The organism is Nostoc sp. (assembly GCF_036917465.1).
GTDB lineage: Bacteria > Cyanobacteriota > Cyanobacteriia > Cyanobacteriales > Nostocaceae > Nostoc.
Map to the genome: position 1 here is coordinate 1 of NZ_JBALDL010000006.1, position 15,952 is coordinate 15,952.

Genomic DNA, 15,952 nt, shown 5'->3' on the forward strand with positions numbered 1-15,952 from the left:
GTGTCGGGGTCATCTTTGAAGTTATTCGCTAATTGTTGGACTGCTGCACGTCGCACATCTTCGTGATCATCCTGGGTAGCGCGTTCTTTGAGCCAGGTTTTGGTGTCGGGGTCATCTTTGAAGTTATTCGCTAATTGTTGGACTGCTGCACGTCGCACATCTTCGTGATCATCCTGGGTAGCGCGTTCTTTGAGCCAAGTTTTGGTGTCGGGGTCATCTTTGAAGTTATTCGCTAATTGTTGGACTGCTGCACGTCGCGCTACCCAGTTATCATTCTGGGTAGCGCGTTCTTTGAGCCAAGTTTTGGTGTCGGGGTCATCTTTGAAGTTCTTCGCTAATTCTTCGACTGCTGCACCTCGTACATAGTTGTGATCATCCTGGGTAGCGCGTTCTTTGAGGATGGATTTAGTGTCGGGGTCATCTTTGAAGTTCTTCGCTAATTGTTGGACTGCTGTACCTCGCACAAAATAGTCATCATCCTGAGTAGCGCGTTCTTTGAGCCAGGTTTTGGTGTCGGGGTCATCTTTGAAGTTCTTCGCTAATTTTTGGACTGCTATATGTCGCACAAAATAGTCATCATCCTGAGTAGCACGTTCTTTGAGCCAGGTTTTGGTGTTGGGGTCATCTTTGAAGTTGTTCGCTAATTGTTGGACTGCTGTACCTCGCACATCTTCGTGATCATCCTGAGTAGCGCGTTCTTTGAGCCAGGTTTTGGTGTCGGGGTCATTTTTGAAGTTGTTCGCTAATTCTTCGACTGCTGCACCTCGTACATAGTTGTGATCATCCTGGGTAGCGCGTTCTTTAAGCCAGGTTTTAGTGTCGAGAGATTCTTGCCAGGTCGTTACAATTGCTATGACTGCTTGAGTGCGAATTTCCCTAACTAACTCAGTTTCTTCTCCATATCGCTGGGGAGCATAATAGTAGCAGAGGTCATATTGAGTTAAGTCTTTTAGCTTGTTAAGTAATTTATTAGCCGTTGACGCGATCGCCGAACGATTTCTCACCTCTACAAGGCACTTAGCCGCTAAAAAGAGGTTGACAAACTTTTCCTCTTCGCCATCTTGCGCCATTAAATACTCAAGAATTTCGCCAACAAATTTAGATTCAATCATTCCCGCAATTAGCAGCAAGACTTCATGCCAACTTTCATCTTTCCAGTGTTTGCCAAAAACTTCATTCTTAAGTTCCTCAATAGTCAGCGTTTGCGTTTCTTTAAACTGCCAGACAAACTCCCAAGCACAGAAATATTCTAAAAATGTCCGATGCACAAAAGCATAATAATCGGCACACAGGAAACATAACATAAAGTTGCGAGTCCGCAGTTGATTAATCATCACCCGCGCAACATCTCTGGGTTTATCAAATTCTATAGTTCTCAGATAGTCAGTCAGAACTTTGACTAAATCATTCTCATTAATCAAATTCCCTGCCAAACCTTTCTCACCAGTTTGCATAAGATAAGCAACCTGACGCAACATCGCTTGCTTATCTTTATAATCAATCGTTTTAGGATCTAACCTCTTATCTTCAATCAAAGCGCGTTCCACATCCCATTGATGCAGCAACACCCGCGATGCTTGATTATAAAGCTCCGCTCTATCTCTTGGTAGCTCTTGATTCCGATTAAGAATTGCCATCATCGTCAACAGCAGAGGATTTCCCGCCAATTCTGCAATAGATTTGGAAGCTGCAATTCCTCTTTGTAGCCGTTCCCGTTTTCTCACCTTATCTACAGCATCGGTAAAAGTTAACTCATGCCAACGGTTGATAAAATCCTGAATTTGTTCTGAGTCTAAATCTTGTAATATAAAGTGGCGAAACTCAGCATTAAGCAATCGTTGCGGTTTATAGCCAATAATCCGAGAAGTGACAATTACCTGCACATCAGGATAGTCATTAGTAAAGCGATGAATATCAGTAATTACATCCTCTCGCTTACCAGGGTCAAATACCTCATCTAAACCATCAAACATCACTAAGGCATTACCAGCTTTTAATTGTTTATCTAGTTCAAGCTGATTGAGATGATGAATTGCCCCACTACAGTTATGAAAGAATTCGAGAAAATTATTGCACTCTTTATCTTCCCGTCGCCGCATATAAGTGCGTAATTCAATTAGCAAGGGAATTGGTAAAGATATAACATTATCCAGTGGTGACTCAGCCCAATTCAAAGCCAGAAATTGCAACAATGTAGACTTCCCGGAACCAGGATCGCCCAAAATCACAATATATTTATAATCTTGCTTTTTATTGACAACATCTAAAACTGAACGGATCGGTTGTTCAAAATAAACCCGTTTGTGGCGTTCTAATTCTTCTAATTCAACAGCTTCTACTTGGTCGCTATCTCGCAGCCGTCTAAGATGTTCTTTAGGTAGTTCGTGAACTTGTGCTAAAACTTGATGAGTTTCCCGGACATTTTGAGCAGTAAAAATCCGCCATAATTTCAGTTCGTTATAGGCATAGCCGCTAGTATCTAAGCTATCTAACTTGAGATTGCCATAGCACTCACGGATTCCTTTTTGATATTCTGGCAAATCAAAGTCAGGAATAATGCCAGCAAACTCTCTTGTGTTCTCTTGGATATTTTCCAGATTTTTGGAATCAAGAATAACTCTGAGTTCAGGAATTCCTTGAATAATATCTTTAACCTTTTGCTGATATTTCTTACCAACCCGCTTCCAGTTAAAATCATCTGGTAAGGGATTTGAAACATTAATTTTATCCCAAATCTCTTGTAATCTATTAGTGTCTATAGCTGGATTATGATCTTTAAAGGCATTTCCCAAAATTTCTTTGACTTCTTGATTTTTGAGAAATTGCTTTATCGGCTGCGTATACTTTTTGATTTCATCTTCAGAAAGTTCTCCACCTTTTAAATCTTCCTGCACAAGTTGTAAAAATTCTTTTAAAGCTTTCCCAGCAGCAATTTCTATGTCTTCTTTCTTAAGTTTCTCTAAAATATTGCCAGGGATGCCTTTTAATAAATCTTTAGCCCAATCTTTAGTAGCATCCTTGGCTAAGTCTTCCAGAATGGGTTTAAAAATCAACCCGGCGGCCTGAGTTACACCCCAAATAGCTAACCAGTCCAGCATAATACTCGCTTCTGTTGAGAGTTTGACTACGAGTATATCCACTAATTTGAGTCATGTTTCCAGATTTCAGGACAGGTTATCTGAAGAACCTCTCTCTAAATCTCTCTCCTAAGCGGCTACGGTGTACACACAAGTCAAATTACCCCCCTTAATCCCCCCTTGGAAAGGGGGGAAACAGGAAATCTAGTTCCCTCCCTTTTGCAAGGCTACGGTGTACACACATCTCTGTACAACACCCAAAATCGTTGGAGATCCCCCTAAATCCCCCTTCTTAAGGGGGACTTTAAGAGACTTTTGCCCCCCTTTTTAAGGGGGGTTGGGGGGATCAAAAGGCTCTGGGGCAACTCTAGAAGACTTGTGTATACACGCCTTTGCAAGGGGAGGGTTAGGGTGGGGTAAAACTAACGCTCAAACCCAAATGAGTAAGCTATTTCAGACTTGTGTGTACACTGTAGCCTAAGAGGAGAGAGACTTTGAATTTTTCTCCATTCCTGCGTCGGGAAGAGGGGGTTAGGTTTCGCGTTGGTTTTTCAGATCAATTGCTAAGTGCGATGTCTACGACGGGCTGCGCGATCGCAATTTTTCCCACAGCCCGCCCAGTTTCGCTATAACTATGAGCCGCCGCTACTTCTTGTAAGGGATATGTGCGATCGATCACCACACGAATTTTACCCGCTTCAATCAATTCTTTGAGAAAAAGCAAGTCTTTGGCGTTAGGTTTCTCAAAGATAAATTTAGCTTTTTGACCGGGAAGGAACGCTGTTAGGATGCTCTCTAACATGACTTCGGGGCTGGGTACGGTGGTGATATAAACTCCATTGGGTTTGAGGACTTTTTTGGTTTGTGAGAGCGATCGCTTACCCACTGCATCAAAAATAATGTCATACTGCGCTATATCTTGAGTGAAATCTTGCTGCGTATAATCAATCACGCGGTCTGCTCCCAAAGATTTCACCAAATCCAAGTTTTTAGTACTGCTAACTCCCGTCACCACTGCCCCTAAAGCCTTGGCAATTTGCACCGCAAAAATCCCCACACCGCCCGCAGCACCATTAATCAAGACAGTTTGTACTGTTTGAATATTTCCTTGCTCTCGCAGTGCTTGCAAAGCCGTGAGTGCTGCTAAAGGCACAGCCGCAGCTTCTTCATAAGATAGATTCGTTGGTTTGAGCGCCGCCAAGTTTTCTGGGATGGCTGCAAATTCGGCATAACCTCCTCCAGGGAAGCTAGTACTACCATAGATAGCATCTCCGGGTTTAAAACGGGTGACACCAGAGCCAACACTTACGACTTCTCCCGCCACATCAAACCCCAGAATTTTCGGAAATTTGCTGCCGGTAATCAAACTCAACATCCCTTGGCGGATTTTCCAATCAACGGGATTAACGCTGCTAGCGCGAACTTTCACAAGTAACTGCGTTGGCTCAATTTTCGGCTGCTCCACATCTTCATACTGCAACACCTCAGCCGCGCCATACCGACGGATAATTACTGCTTTCATAGTATTCTCCTGCTACTCTGGCAATCTGTTTTTCATTATGAATCCACTGTAACGATGTCTACAACGCACCACCTCTACGCATGGATCGCTAGGCGCAGTGACAAAATAGAAATATCAGTCTAAAACTACACCTGTATGCAAACTAGAGATTTATATCACGATAATGTCAAAAATGCTTTGATTAAAGACAAATGGATAATTACTCATGACCCACTGACACTAAAATTTGGTAAAAAAGATTTGTATGTTGATTTAGGTTCTAGACAGATGTTGGCGGCGCAAAAAGCAGAATCTAAAATTGCCGTTGAGATTAAAAGTTTTACTGGCAGATCGGATGTTGATGATTTAGAAAAAACGTTGGATCAGTATATTTTATATCAGGATATATTGACTTAATTAGATGCAGAGCGAGTGCTATATCTTGCAGCAATACGGTTCGGTTAACGTGTTTATTCCTCGAAGATCCCCCCAACCCCCCTTAAAAAGGGGGGCTTAGAACCTTCTTTTACCCCATTTTTAAGGGGGTCGCCGTAGGCGGGGGGATCTTAACCGAACCGTATTGTATCTTGCAGTACCTAACAGTGTTTTTAATGATTTTTTTGAAGAACCTATCGGCAAACTATTACTGAGAAATCATCGTTTTAAGCTGATTACTTTTGATCCAAAACAGGAGGTTATTAAACAATGGATTATACCAAATTAGACCACTATCGCCAGGTGATTGAAACTATCCTCAGTGAATATGCTTCACTACCCTATTCTTACGCCAATATTCAATCAGAAGTGGTATTTGATCGAAACCACGTTGGCGCAGCCTCTCTGAAAGAGACTCGCTATTTGTGGATGGATATAGGTTGGGATCGCGAATGCCTACGGCACGCTACGCGATCGCTGCATTCATGGCTGTCTGGTTCATATTGACTTGATTGATGGCAAAATCTGGATTCAACGGGATGGTACAGAAGAAGGCATCGCCGCCGATTTAGAACGGGCTGGAATTCCTAAAGAACATATAGTGCTTGGCTTTCGTCCACCAGAGTTAAGACCTTACACAGGCTATGGAGTTGCTTAAGGAGCGTAGGCGCAGCCCGTCGTAGACATCGCTTTTCATTCTTCAGTGCTAAATACAACACCTTCATACAGCAGTTCAATCGGACATTCAAATTCAATGCTCGATAAAGTGACGATATCTCCAGCCGTGTAGGGATAGTAAAGCCACATCCTACCTTCTCCTCGGCAGTAACGCTCAACGGAGATTTTTTCCGAGTCAATCAAGATATATTCTTGCAAACTGGGGATTTTCAGATAATAAGTAAATTTTTCATCCCGATCTTTAGCGCTTGTCCCTGGTGAAAGAACTTCGGCAATTAGCTTGGGATGTTGAATAAATTTGCGGGCATTGAGGTCTTGAGGGTCGCAACTGACAATAACATCAGGATAATAGTAGCGACTCTGGGGAGTGAGTTGCACTTTCACATCTGACACATTCGCTCGACAACCTCTAGAACGCAGATGAGGGTACAAAGCTCTGTAGAGATTTAGTGCAATGTCGTTATGGGGAATTGTACCGCCTGTCATGGCAAATACTTCACCATTGGCATATTCATAGCGAACGTCTTGCTGAGGTTCCCATTCTAGATATTCCTCAACGGTCATTTTTGGCGCTTCTTGGGGGATGGCTATCATAACTCAGATTTTTTCACGCTTAGTTTAATTGTAGCCGCTTAGGGGGTTAGGTTTTTGCTAAGGTTTGTAATAAGCAATTCAGAAAAATCATTGCGATCGCACAATCATGTTAGATTATAGTTTGTTGTTTCTCTTAAACACAAAATCCGAGAGTTTCCTACCCATCTCCTGATTGTGGGAATGAAAAAAAAGGAGTTGAAAGTTAACTTTTTTGAAAAATATGTGCAGTAACCACATCCATTTTCATTACCTCATATCGCTTACCAGATAAGACTTAGAACCACAATTGAATATCGTTGTCAAAGCAAAAATTAAATAAATATGAATTGCATTTTTACCCTCAAAAAAATGATATGTTAGATACAGAATTGAATTTCGCACGTTTCTGGAGTACAACGATATAGACTACTCCAGTTTTTCACCCTCAAACCCTTGGCATTTATTGCTTTTGACGGAAATTGAGGGCAATCTGAGTACACATTTAAATAACCCAAGCCCAGTTACAAGTAGATTAAATTCCTTGCTGGGATTGGGTTTTGGCTGAGTACAAAGAAATCCTGAACCCCCATCTATAAACACTAGAACCCTAACCAAAAAAGACTAGAACCCCTACCTGAAAAAAACTTTTTTAATTCTTGTAATGCTTGAAAAATTAGGGTTTTTAGTATTTGAGTACAAAAGTAATAAATCCAATAAATTCTATCCTAGAGAGACGCAACATCTGGCTAGGAGACGGCTGCTATAAATCTTATATCGCCAATCACCTAACGCTCTGAAACAAAACAAAGCGCTAAGTGAGTGGAGGGATGACATAGCACCATGCCTGAAGTGAAGAGAAGTCGCGGCTGTAAGCACCAATTCTACCCAAGAACCGAACGTTGACACACACCAGCCGAACATCAGATATCTATTGCCTGCCTGACTTGAAAACAAGTCGCCCGAACCCAAGGGTTTGCAGGCAGTGTGGAAGACGCGACTTCAATTCTGGGCATAGAGAGCAGCAACATCTCCCACAGTGGCAGCCAAGTCCACCGACCTTTTGCGAAACTCAATGACATCACCGTCTACACGACTCCTCAACTCCAACGCTACGGAATCGCCAACCCAAGCAAAATCAGGTGGTTGCGGCTGCGACAGCCCCAGCAGCGCCACCGTGGAAAGGGATCAAAAGCTCGAAGAACGCATTGCTAAACATCCCTGCTACAGCGAAGACGCTCATCACCACTATGCCCGGTTGCACGTTGCAGTTGCACCAGCTTGCAACATCCAATGCAACTATTGCAACCGCAAATATGATTGCGCTAACGAAAGCCGTCCTGGAGTAGTTAGCGAATTGCTAACACCAGAAGAAGCAGCACACAAAGCTTTGGTCATTGGTGGTAAGATTCCCCAAATGACAGTTGTGGGAATTGCCGGCCCTGGCGACCCATTGGCGAACCCAGAAAAAACTTTCCGCACATTTGAGTTGATTGCAGAGCAAGCACCAGATATTAAGCTGTGTTTATCAACCAATGGTTTAATGCTGCCTGACTATGTTGATCGCATTAAAGAATTAAATATAGATCACGTTACGATCACCATTAACATGGTAGATCCAGAGATCGGTGCATTAATTTATCCTTGGGTTCACTACAAGCGCAAGCGTTATAGAGGTCTTGAAGGCGCAAAAATCCTCCACGAAAGACAGATGGAAGGATTGCAAGCCCTCAAAGATGCTGACATCTTGTGCAAAGTTAACTCCGTGATGATTCCCGGAATTAATGACCATCACTTAGTCGAAGTGAATCGAGTCATTCGTGAGAAAGGTGCATTCTTACACAACATCATGCCATTGATTTCTGCACCAGAACATGGCACACACTTCGGTTTAACCGGTCAACGCGGACCCACACCCAAAGAACTCAAAGAAGTCCAAGACAACTGCTCTGGTAACATGAAAATGATGCGTCACTGTCGCCAGTGCCGCGCCGATGCAGTAGGATTGTTAGGAGAAGACCGCAGCCAGGAATTTTCCAAAGAGAAATTCTTGGAAATGACTCCAGAATATGACATGGAGAAACGTCAAGAAGTTCATGACGGGATTGAGAAGTTTAAAGAAGAACTTAAAGTAGCCAAAGACAAGGCGCTTGCCGGCAAGAAATTTGCCAACAGTCCAAAAATCCTCGTTGCAGTAGCAACTAAAGGCGGCGGATTGGTTAACCAACACTTCGGTCATGCCAAAGAATTCCAAATTTACGAAGTGGATGGAAACGATGCTCGCTTTGTCAGTCATCGCAAAATTGACCAATACTGCCAAAGTGGATACGGCGAAGAAGCTTCTTTTGAGCATATAATGAAAGCGATCGCAGATTGCAAAGCAGTTTTAGTCTCCAAGATTGGTAACAGTCCTCAAGAAAAATTGCAAGAAGCTGGAATACAGGCTATTGAAGCTTACGACGTGATTGAAAAGGTTGCTTTGGAGTTTTACGAGCAATACGTTAAGGAATTAGGGAATAACGAATAGGGCATGGGGCATAGGGCATGGGGCATGGGATAAGAATTATCCTCAATGCCTCCCCTAAACCCAATCCTCAATCCTCAATCCTCAATGCCCAATGCCCAATGCCCCATTCCCAAAAGGAGAATAAATCATGGCTTACAAAATTCTTACTAGCCAGTGTATTTCCTGCAATCTGTGTCTAACGGTATGTCCGACAAATGCAGTCAAAGTGGTTGATGGACAGCACTGGATTGACCCTGAACTTTGTACAAACTGTATTGGTAGTATTCATACCATGCCTCAGTGTAAAGCTGGTTGTCCCACCTGTGACGGTTGCGTTAAGCAGCCTAGCGATTATTGGGAAGGCTGGTTCGCCGATTACAACCGCGTAGTTGCTAAATTAACAAATAAACAAGATTACTGGGAACGTTGGTTTAACTGTTATTCCCAGAAATACTCGGAACAGTTGCAAAAGCGCCAATCCCAAACAATAGGTGCAGAAGCTTAAATAATTCGTAATTCTTAATTCGTAATTAGAAGACAACAATGCAAAATAACTGCATCTATCTCGATAATAATGCCACCACTAAGGTAGACCCACAAGTTATAGAGGTAATGCTACCTTACCTGACGGATTATTACGGCAATCCCTCCAGTATGCATACCTTTGGTGGGCAAGTCGGTAAAGCAGTGAGAACAGCAAGAGAACAACTTGCAGCTATCCTGGGAGCCGATGAGTCAGAAATTGTCTACACAAGTTGCGGTACTGAGGGAGATAACGCGGCGATTCGAGCCGCACTGTTGGCGCAACCTGAAAAGCGACACATCATCACTACCCAAGTAGAACATCCGGCAGTACTCAATGTCTGCAAACAATTAGAAACCCAAGGTTACACTGTTACCTATCTATCAGTAAATCATCAAGGGCAGCTGGATCTAGATGAACTAGAAGCTTCCTTGACGGGTAACACCGCCTTGGTGACAATTATGTATGCTAATAATGAAACCGGAACGGTTTTCCCGATTGAACAAATTGGGTTGCGCGTTAAAGAGTATGGTGCTATCTTCCATGTAGATGCGGTGCAAGCAGTGGGAAAAATCCCGTTGAATATGAAGACTAGCACTGTGGATATGTTAACTCTGTCTGGTCACAAACTGCACGGGCCGAAAGGAATTGGTGCTTTATATATCCGCCGTGGGGTTCGGTTCCGTCCCTTTATTCTTGGGGGACACCAAGAACGCGGACGCAGAGGCGGAACAGAGAATGTTCCAGCAATTATCGCCTTGGGCAAAGCTGCGGAACTGGAACTGTTACACTTAGAAGAATCGATCGCAAAACAAAGAAAGCTGCGCGATCGCCTTGAACAAACTTTACTCGCTACAATTCCCGATTGTGTAGTCAATGGTGACGTTACGCAAAGATTGCCCAACACCACAAATATCGGCTTCAAGTATATTGAAGGTGAAGCTATCTTATTATCCTTGAATAAATACGGTATCTGTGCATCATCCGGTTCTGCTTGCACCTCCGGTTCACTAGAACCTTCCCACGTCCTTCGGGCAATGGGCTTACCCTACACAACTTTGCACGGTTCCATCCGCTTCAGTCTTTGTCGCTACACTACAGAAGCCGAAATCGATCGAGTCATAGAGGTAATGCCCAGCATTGTCGAACGTTTACGCGCCCTCTCACCCTTCAAAAATGATGAAGCCGGTTGGTTGCAAGGACAAGAACAAGCACTGGCGCATCGCTAAGGACTGGGGACTGGGGATTAGGGACTGGGGACTAGGGAAGAATTTTCCCAATACCCAGTACCCAATCCCCCAATCCCCCAATCTAAAATCCAAAATCTAAAATCCAAAATCTAAAATCTAAAATTCATTATGTGGGACTACACCGATAAAGTATTAGAACTGTTTTACAATCCCCTGAATCAGGGAGCGATTGAAGAATCTGGCGAACCTGGGGTTAAGCTTGCAATGGGCGAAATCGGTAGCATTGCTTGTGGCGATGCTCTGAGATTGCACCTGAAAGTTGAGGTAGAATCTGATAAGATTCTAGATGCTCGTTTTCAAACCTTTGGCTGTACTAGTGCGATCGCATCTTCTAGTGCATTAACCGAAATGATCAAAGGTTTAACCTTAGATGAAGCTCTGAAAGTGTCCAATAAAGACATTGCAGATTACCTCGGTGGTTTACCAGAAGCAAAGATGCATTGCTCTGTCATGGGGCAAGAAGCGCTAGAAGCCGCTATCTATAATTATCGTGGCATTCCTCTAGCTACCCATAATGATGACGACGAAGGCGCGTTAGTTTGCAGTTGCTTTGGGATCAGCGAGGCCAGAATTCGCCGCGTCGTTCTAGAAAATAATCTCACTGGTGCCGAAGAGGTAACAAATTATGTAAAAGCTGGTGGCGGATGCGGTTCCTGTTTGGCGAACATCGATGATATAATAAAATCAGTTCAACAGGAATACGCCTCACCTGCTCTCAACAATTACGGCGTACAAGTTGCCACAGAAATTGTTACGTCTAAAGAGCGATCGCTAACAAACGTCCAAAAAATTGCTCTAATTCAAAAGGTTCTCGATGAAGAAGTCAGACCCGTACTCATTGCAGATGGGGGAGATGTAGAACTCTATGATGTAGAAGGCGATCGCGTTAAAGTTGTCCTGCAAGGTGCTTGCGGTTCCTGTTCTAGTAGTACAGCAACTCTGAAAATTGCGATCGAAGCCAGATTACAAGATCGTGTCAGCAAGAGCCTTGTAGTCGAAGCAGTTTAGGAATTGCTGTAGGACTTACATACTCTACAAATACGCCCTAATATGCATTCAGCCAAGAACAGAAAATAGGATTTGAACCGAATCATTGTCTCCACTCAATGCTTCATACCAATTCGCCAAAAGAAAGTCACAGATTCAAACTTAACTTTCTTAATTACAAATTACGTAGACACCCGAAGGATTGCTCCCCTGAAGGTATTACGAATTACGAATTAGTATCAATCCTATCACTATGACGGCTAAGAGCATATAGGCTTCATAGATTAAGCGCCTACTTGCGAATTTCATCATCTAACTCGCTTCAAAGGAACAGAATATGAGTACATTGTACGACAAACTTGGCGGACAACCAGCTATTGAACAAATAGTAGATGAACTCCACAAACGCATTGCCACAGACAACCTCCTCAGTCCCATTTTTGCCGGTACAGATATGCCCAAGCAACGTAATCATCTAGTTGCTTTCTTATCTCAGATTTTTGAGGGGCCAAAGCAATACGCCGGTCGTCCAATGGACAAAACCCACGCCGGAATGAATCTACAGCAACCACACTTCGATGCGATCGCTAAACATCTCGGCGAAGCAATGGCTGTGCGCGGAGAGTCAGCAGAAGACACCAAAGCTGCACTAGAGCGTGTCACAAACATGAAAGGCGCTATTTTAAACAAGTGATAGGACTTATGCATTGATTGTTGACAAATAGCAAAGTCAAGTCCTATTGAGTCTTTCCATCTGAAACACATTATGACGTATTTGTAAATCGTGTAATTTTCTTTGTTCTTTGTCAAAAGAAATGACAAAGGACAAAGGACAAAAAACAAAAAGAAAAAAATTTAACGACGAAATATATGTACCTACTCTCGATCATTTTAGCTGTGGAGCGATCGCCCCCAGCAGGCATTTATGCCAACGCTATCAACGATGCTCTACACGCGCTCACTACTGTCGCTCAACTGGCGTGAACGCAACTGACAAACGCGCATACCCACTAACCAACCAATTGCAGGGAAATACGAATCATGACTGAAGAAAAGATTAGACAGATAGCTTTCTACGGTAAGGGCGGTATCGGTAAATCTACCACTTCCCAAAATACCTTAGCAGCTATGGCAGAAATGGGTCAACGCATCCTCATCGTCGGTTGCGACCCTAAAGCTGACTCTACCCGTTTGATGCTGCACAGCAAAGCTCAAACAAGCGTTCTCCAATTGGCTGCTGAACGTGGTGCAGTAGAAGATATCGAACTTGAAGAAGTAATGCTCACCGGTTTCCGTGACGTTCGTTGCGTAGAATCTGGTGGTCCAGAACCCGGTGTAGGTTGTGCTGGTCGTGGTATCATCACCGCCATCAACTTCTTGGAAGAAAACGGTGCTTATAAAGACGTTGACTTCGTATCCTACGACGTATTGGGTGACGTTGTGTGCGGTGGTTTCGCAATGCCTATTCGTGAAGGTAAAGCCCAAGAAATCTACATCGTTACCTCCGGTGAAATGATGGCAATGTATGCAGCTAACAACATTGCTCGTGGTGTTCTCAAGTATGCTCACACTGGTGGCGTGCGTTTGGGTGGTCTGATTTGTAACAGCCGTAACGTTGACCGGGAAATCGATCTCATCGAAACCTTGGCAAAACGCTTGAACACCCAAATGATTCACTACGTACCTCGTGACAACATTGTTCAACACGCAGAATTGCGTCGGATGACCGTGAACGAGTACGCACCTGATAGCAATCAAAGTCAAGAATATCGCGCATTAGCCACGAAGATTATCGATAACAAGAACCTCACCATCCCCACACCTATTGAGATGGAAGAGTTGGAAGAGTTATTGATTGAATTTGGTGTTCTCGAAAGCGAGGAAAATGCTGCAATGCTAATTGGTAAGAGTGCTGCTGAAGCTCCTGTAGTATAAATCGCTGCTAAGAAATAATGCTTTAGCACAAGGAAAAAGGAAAGATATCAATCTTACCTTTGACCTTTCATCCTCTCGCTTACATCTCCCCCCTAACTTTAGAGGGGACTCCTAGTCCCCCTATGCCCCGATCCTTACGAGTCACAGAGGCTAAATATGACACCTCCAGAAAATCAAAACATCATCGAAGAAAGAAAAGAACTAATTAAAGAAGTTCTAGAGGCTTACCCCGATAAAGCTAAGAAAAAACGGGAAAAGCACTTAGGCGTATACGAAGAAGGTAAGGCCGACTGCGGCGTTAAGTCTAACGTTAAATCCCTTCCTGGTGTCATGACCGCTCGTGGTTGTGCTTACGCCGGTTCTAAAGGTGTGGTTTGGGGCCCTATTAAGGACATGATCCACATCAGCCACGGGCCTGTTGGTTGCGGTTATTATTCTTGGTCTGGTCGTCGTAACTACTACATCGGTACTACAGGCATTGACTCCTTTGGTACCATGAACTTCACCTCTGACTTCCAAGAAAGAGATATCGTCTTTGGTGGAGACAAGAAACTTACCAAGCTCATCCAAGAACTTGATGTACTTTTCCCTCTTAACCGTGGTGTTTCCATTCAATCTGAATGTCCCATCGGTCTAATTGGGGATGACATCGAAGCTGTTGCTCGCAAGACATCGAAAGAAATTGGCAAGCCAGTTGTACCTGTGCGTTGCGAAGGCTTCCGGGGTGTTTCCCAATCTTTGGGACACCACATTGCTAACGACATGATTCGTGACTGGGTTTTCACCAGATCCGACCAAGCTAAGAAAGACGGTACACTCAATTTTGAAGGTACTCCTTATGATGTAGCCGTCATTGGTGACTACAACATCGGTGGAGATGCTTGGGCTAGCCGCATCCTGTTAGAAGAAATCGGCTTGCGCGTAGTCGCTCAGTGGTCAGGTGATGGCACCATCAACGAAATGTTGATGACCCCCAATGTGAAGATGAACCTCATCCACTGTTACCGGTCGATGAACTACATCAGCCGTCACATGGAAGAAGCTTACGGTATTCCCTGGTTAGAATACAACTTCTTCGGCCCCACCAAGATTGCTGAATCTTTACGGGAAATTGCTTCCAAGTTTGACGAAACAATCCAAGCAAACGCTGAGAAAGTTATCGCCAAGTATCAGCCAACAATGGATGCGGTAGTCGGTAAGTACCGCCCCCGCTTAGAAGGTAAGACTGTTGCCATCATGGTTGGTGGTCTACGTCCTCGCCACGTTGTCCCAGCCTTCCTAGACTTGGGCATGAAGATGATAGGTACTGGTTATGAGTTCGCTCATAACGATGACTACAAACGTACCGCTGGCTACATCGAAAACGGCACCATCGTTTATGACGACGTTACCGCTTACGAATTTGAGGAATTTATCAAAGCGCTGAAGCCTGACCTAGTTGCTTCTGGTGTGAAAGAGAAGTACGTCTTCCAAAAGATGGGTCTACCTTTCCGTCAAATGCACTCTTGGGATTACTCCGAACCTAGCGATGCCTCCGGCGGGCTACGCGCCAACGCTCCTAAACATCATAATAATGCAAGGTTTTTTGGCGGCGGGAGAAAAAAGAGCCTATTTCTAGACTAAATGCAAGTTGCAGGGTTATGTAGTAACAATCTATTTTGATGCTTCAGATAGTATAACTCTTATAGAGTCTGGTTTTTAGATTTTTATTGCATTTTGCTCTAAGAAAAACTGTAAGATAAAAGACTATTTTAAATGATGATTTTTTAGATTAAATGGTGCGATCGGCTAGACCGTTGAATACTCTGCCTAAATTAGTCTTTCATTGCTTCACTTAATTTTGAGATGGTGAAACTACTCTAACAAGCCTAGCGATATCTTCTCCAAGTTCATTTTTTCCAACTACGTACTCAACACTACTGTCAACTTCTAAATTATTAAAGCTTTTAGAGTCTTCTAAGAAAGTAGAGTGAAAGTAAAGGTTTTCTGGTTGAGCCTAAATGAACCCAAACCATTTATCCTTATCAATACGAGATATAGTGCTTTTCAAAATCGGCTGTGTTTTTCCATTGAAAGAGTAGACGACTTTCTCGATACCGATTGCAATATCTTCACCATTGCGATTCTTCCCAATTTGATATCGCACTACATCGTGCTGAGAAAGCGATTGAAATTCTAATTGATTTTTCATATAGTACTGATTAAAATACAAATTCCCATTTTTAGAATATATAAACCCCCATTTTTTATCAGAATTTAAACTCAAAATTGTACTCTCTCGAATAATTAGATCATTCTCTGGATTCTGAACACTCTTATGAATAAACTTCTTGGTAGAGTTGAAGCAAAACTCTGAGTTAATCTTTATTTCACTCATAAAATCACAATATCCCTACGTCATTAGCGTGATTTTTTACACTTAACAGACTCAAGACTACTCCTTTCAAACCAAAGTCGTCAAGTTAGTGTAGTAACTATAACTTTCAGTAA

16 protein-coding genes are annotated in these 15,952 nt (G+C 43.2%); 11 read left to right on the top strand and 5 right to left on the bottom strand.

What is annotated here, in order from left to right:
- A partial coding sequence (locus V7K38_RS01255) for an NACHT domain-containing protein (protein ID WP_334855047.1) occupies positions 1–3,098 on the bottom strand: 3,098 nt, incomplete at its 3' end.
- A gap of 535 nt (positions 3,099–3,633) precedes the next feature.
- Positions 3,634–4,599 (bottom strand): NAD(P)-dependent alcohol dehydrogenase, encoded by a 966-nt coding sequence (locus tag V7K38_RS01260; protein ID WP_334854904.1) that lies wholly within the window; start codon positions 4,597–4,599, stop codon positions 3,634–3,636.
- 135 nt (positions 4,600–4,734) lie between these two features.
- Between V7K38_RS01260 and V7K38_RS01265 the strand changes: the two genes are divergently transcribed.
- The 4 genes from V7K38_RS01265 to V7K38_RS29510 all read left to right on the top strand — a co-directional run bounded on the left by V7K38_RS01265 (position 4,735) and on the right by V7K38_RS29510 (position 5,671).
- Complete coding sequence (locus V7K38_RS01265) at positions 4,735–4,995, top strand: element excision factor XisH family protein (RefSeq protein ID WP_334854905.1); 261 nt, start codon at positions 4,735–4,737, stop codon at positions 4,993–4,995.
- A gap of 163 nt (positions 4,996–5,158) precedes the next feature.
- Entirely contained in the window at positions 5,159–5,302 is a 144-nt protein-coding gene (locus tag V7K38_RS29500; protein ID WP_442940733.1) for an element excision factor XisH family protein, read from the top strand.
- The gene (locus V7K38_RS29505; RefSeq protein WP_442940734.1) at positions 5,284–5,520 is read left to right on the top strand and encodes an element excision factor XisI family protein; all 237 of its coding nucleotides are present in this window, start codon (positions 5,284–5,286) and stop codon (positions 5,518–5,520) included. Before V7K38_RS29500 ends, V7K38_RS29505 begins: the two co-directional genes overlap by 19 nt.
- Before the next feature lies 1 nt (position 5,521).
- Positions 5,522–5,671, top strand: coding sequence for an element excision factor XisI family protein (locus tag V7K38_RS29510; RefSeq protein ID WP_442940735.1), 150 nt, complete (start codon positions 5,522–5,524; stop codon positions 5,669–5,671).
- Between the two features lie 35 nt (positions 5,672–5,706).
- Here V7K38_RS29510 and V7K38_RS01275 read toward each other — a convergent pair whose 3' ends face one another.
- Positions 5,707–6,285: a Uma2 family endonuclease gene (locus V7K38_RS01275; RefSeq protein WP_334854906.1), complete on the bottom strand. Its 579-nt coding sequence runs from the start codon at positions 6,283–6,285 to the stop codon at positions 5,707–5,709.
- Positions 6,286–7,184: 899 nt separating this feature from the next.
- Positions 7,185–7,343 carry a hypothetical protein gene (locus V7K38_RS01280; RefSeq protein WP_334854907.1) on the bottom strand — a complete coding sequence of 53 codons (159 nt, stop codon included), beginning with the start codon at positions 7,341–7,343 and terminating at the stop codon, positions 7,185–7,187.
- On the opposite strand from V7K38_RS01280, the gene nifB reads away from it, so the two are divergent.
- The 7 genes from nifB (at position 7,337) to nifD (ending at position 15,085) form a co-directional block, all read left to right on the top strand.
- Complete coding sequence (nifB, locus tag V7K38_RS01285; RefSeq protein ID WP_334854908.1) at positions 7,337–8,788, top strand: nitrogenase cofactor biosynthesis protein NifB; 1,452 nt, start codon at positions 7,337–7,339, stop codon at positions 8,786–8,788. The genes V7K38_RS01280 and nifB overlap by 7 nt on opposite strands.
- Positions 8,789–8,915: 127 nt before the next feature.
- Positions 8,916–9,272, top strand: coding sequence for a 4Fe-4S binding protein (locus V7K38_RS01290; protein ID WP_334854909.1), 357 nt, complete (start codon positions 8,916–8,918; stop codon positions 9,270–9,272).
- A 38-nt stretch (positions 9,273–9,310) separates the two neighbouring features.
- Positions 9,311–10,519 (top strand): cysteine desulfurase NifS, encoded by a 1,209-nt coding sequence (nifS, locus tag V7K38_RS01295; RefSeq protein WP_334854910.1) that lies wholly within the window; start codon positions 9,311–9,313, stop codon positions 10,517–10,519.
- Positions 10,520–10,648: 129 nt separating this feature from the next.
- Positions 10,649–11,548 carry a Fe-S cluster assembly protein NifU gene (gene nifU, locus V7K38_RS01300; RefSeq protein ID WP_334854911.1) on the top strand — a complete coding sequence of 300 codons (900 nt, stop codon included), beginning with the start codon at positions 10,649–10,651 and terminating at the stop codon, positions 11,546–11,548.
- Between the two features lie 316 nt (positions 11,549–11,864).
- Complete coding sequence (locus V7K38_RS01305) at positions 11,865–12,221, top strand: globin domain-containing protein (protein ID WP_334854912.1); 357 nt, start codon at positions 11,865–11,867, stop codon at positions 12,219–12,221.
- A gap of 347 nt (positions 12,222–12,568) precedes the next feature.
- Entirely contained in the window at positions 12,569–13,462 is an 894-nt protein-coding gene (gene nifH, locus V7K38_RS01310) for a nitrogenase iron protein (protein ID WP_334828188.1), read from the top strand.
- A 156-nt stretch (positions 13,463–13,618) separates the two neighbouring features.
- Entirely contained in the window at positions 13,619–15,085 is a 1,467-nt protein-coding gene (nifD, locus tag V7K38_RS01315) for a nitrogenase molybdenum-iron protein alpha chain (protein WP_334854913.1), read from the top strand.
- Positions 15,086–15,458: 373 nt separating this feature from the next.
- Here nifD and V7K38_RS01320 read toward each other — a convergent pair whose 3' ends face one another.
- Positions 15,459–15,728 carry a hypothetical protein gene (locus tag V7K38_RS01320; protein WP_334854914.1) on the bottom strand — a complete coding sequence of 90 codons (270 nt, stop codon included), beginning with the start codon at positions 15,726–15,728 and terminating at the stop codon, positions 15,459–15,461.
- Positions 15,729–15,952: the final 224 nt, after the last annotated feature.

Bases quoted from the DNA above. Each gene is read 5' to 3' on its own strand.
- V7K38_RS01260 (WP_334854904.1), bottom strand. From the start codon at position 4,599: ATGAAAGCAGTAATTATCCGTCGGTATGGCGCGGCTGAGGTGTTGCAG.
- V7K38_RS01265 (WP_334854905.1), top strand. From the start codon at position 4,735: ATGCAAACTAGAGATTTATATCACGATAATGTCAAAAATGCTTTGATT.
- V7K38_RS29505 (WP_442940734.1), top strand. From the start codon at position 5,284: ATGGATTATACCAAATTAGACCACTATCGCCAGGTGATTGAAACTATC.
- V7K38_RS01275 (WP_334854906.1), bottom strand. From the start codon at position 6,285: ATGATAGCCATCCCCCAAGAAGCGCCAAAAATGACCGTTGAGGAATAT.
- nifB (WP_334854908.1), top strand. From the start codon at position 7,337: ATGACATCACCGTCTACACGACTCCTCAACTCCAACGCTACGGAATCG.
- V7K38_RS01280 (WP_334854907.1), bottom strand. From the start codon at position 7,343: ATGTCATTGAGTTTCGCAAAAGGTCGGTGGACTTGGCTGCCACTGTGG.
- V7K38_RS01290 (WP_334854909.1), top strand. From the start codon at position 8,916: ATGGCTTACAAAATTCTTACTAGCCAGTGTATTTCCTGCAATCTGTGT.
- nifS (WP_334854910.1), top strand. From the start codon at position 9,311: ATGCAAAATAACTGCATCTATCTCGATAATAATGCCACCACTAAGGTA.
- nifU (WP_334854911.1), top strand. From the start codon at position 10,649: ATGTGGGACTACACCGATAAAGTATTAGAACTGTTTTACAATCCCCTG.
- V7K38_RS01305 (WP_334854912.1), top strand. From the start codon at position 11,865: ATGAGTACATTGTACGACAAACTTGGCGGACAACCAGCTATTGAACAA.
- nifH (WP_334828188.1), top strand. From the start codon at position 12,569: ATGACTGAAGAAAAGATTAGACAGATAGCTTTCTACGGTAAGGGCGGT.
- nifD (WP_334854913.1), top strand. From the start codon at position 13,619: ATGACACCTCCAGAAAATCAAAACATCATCGAAGAAAGAAAAGAACTA.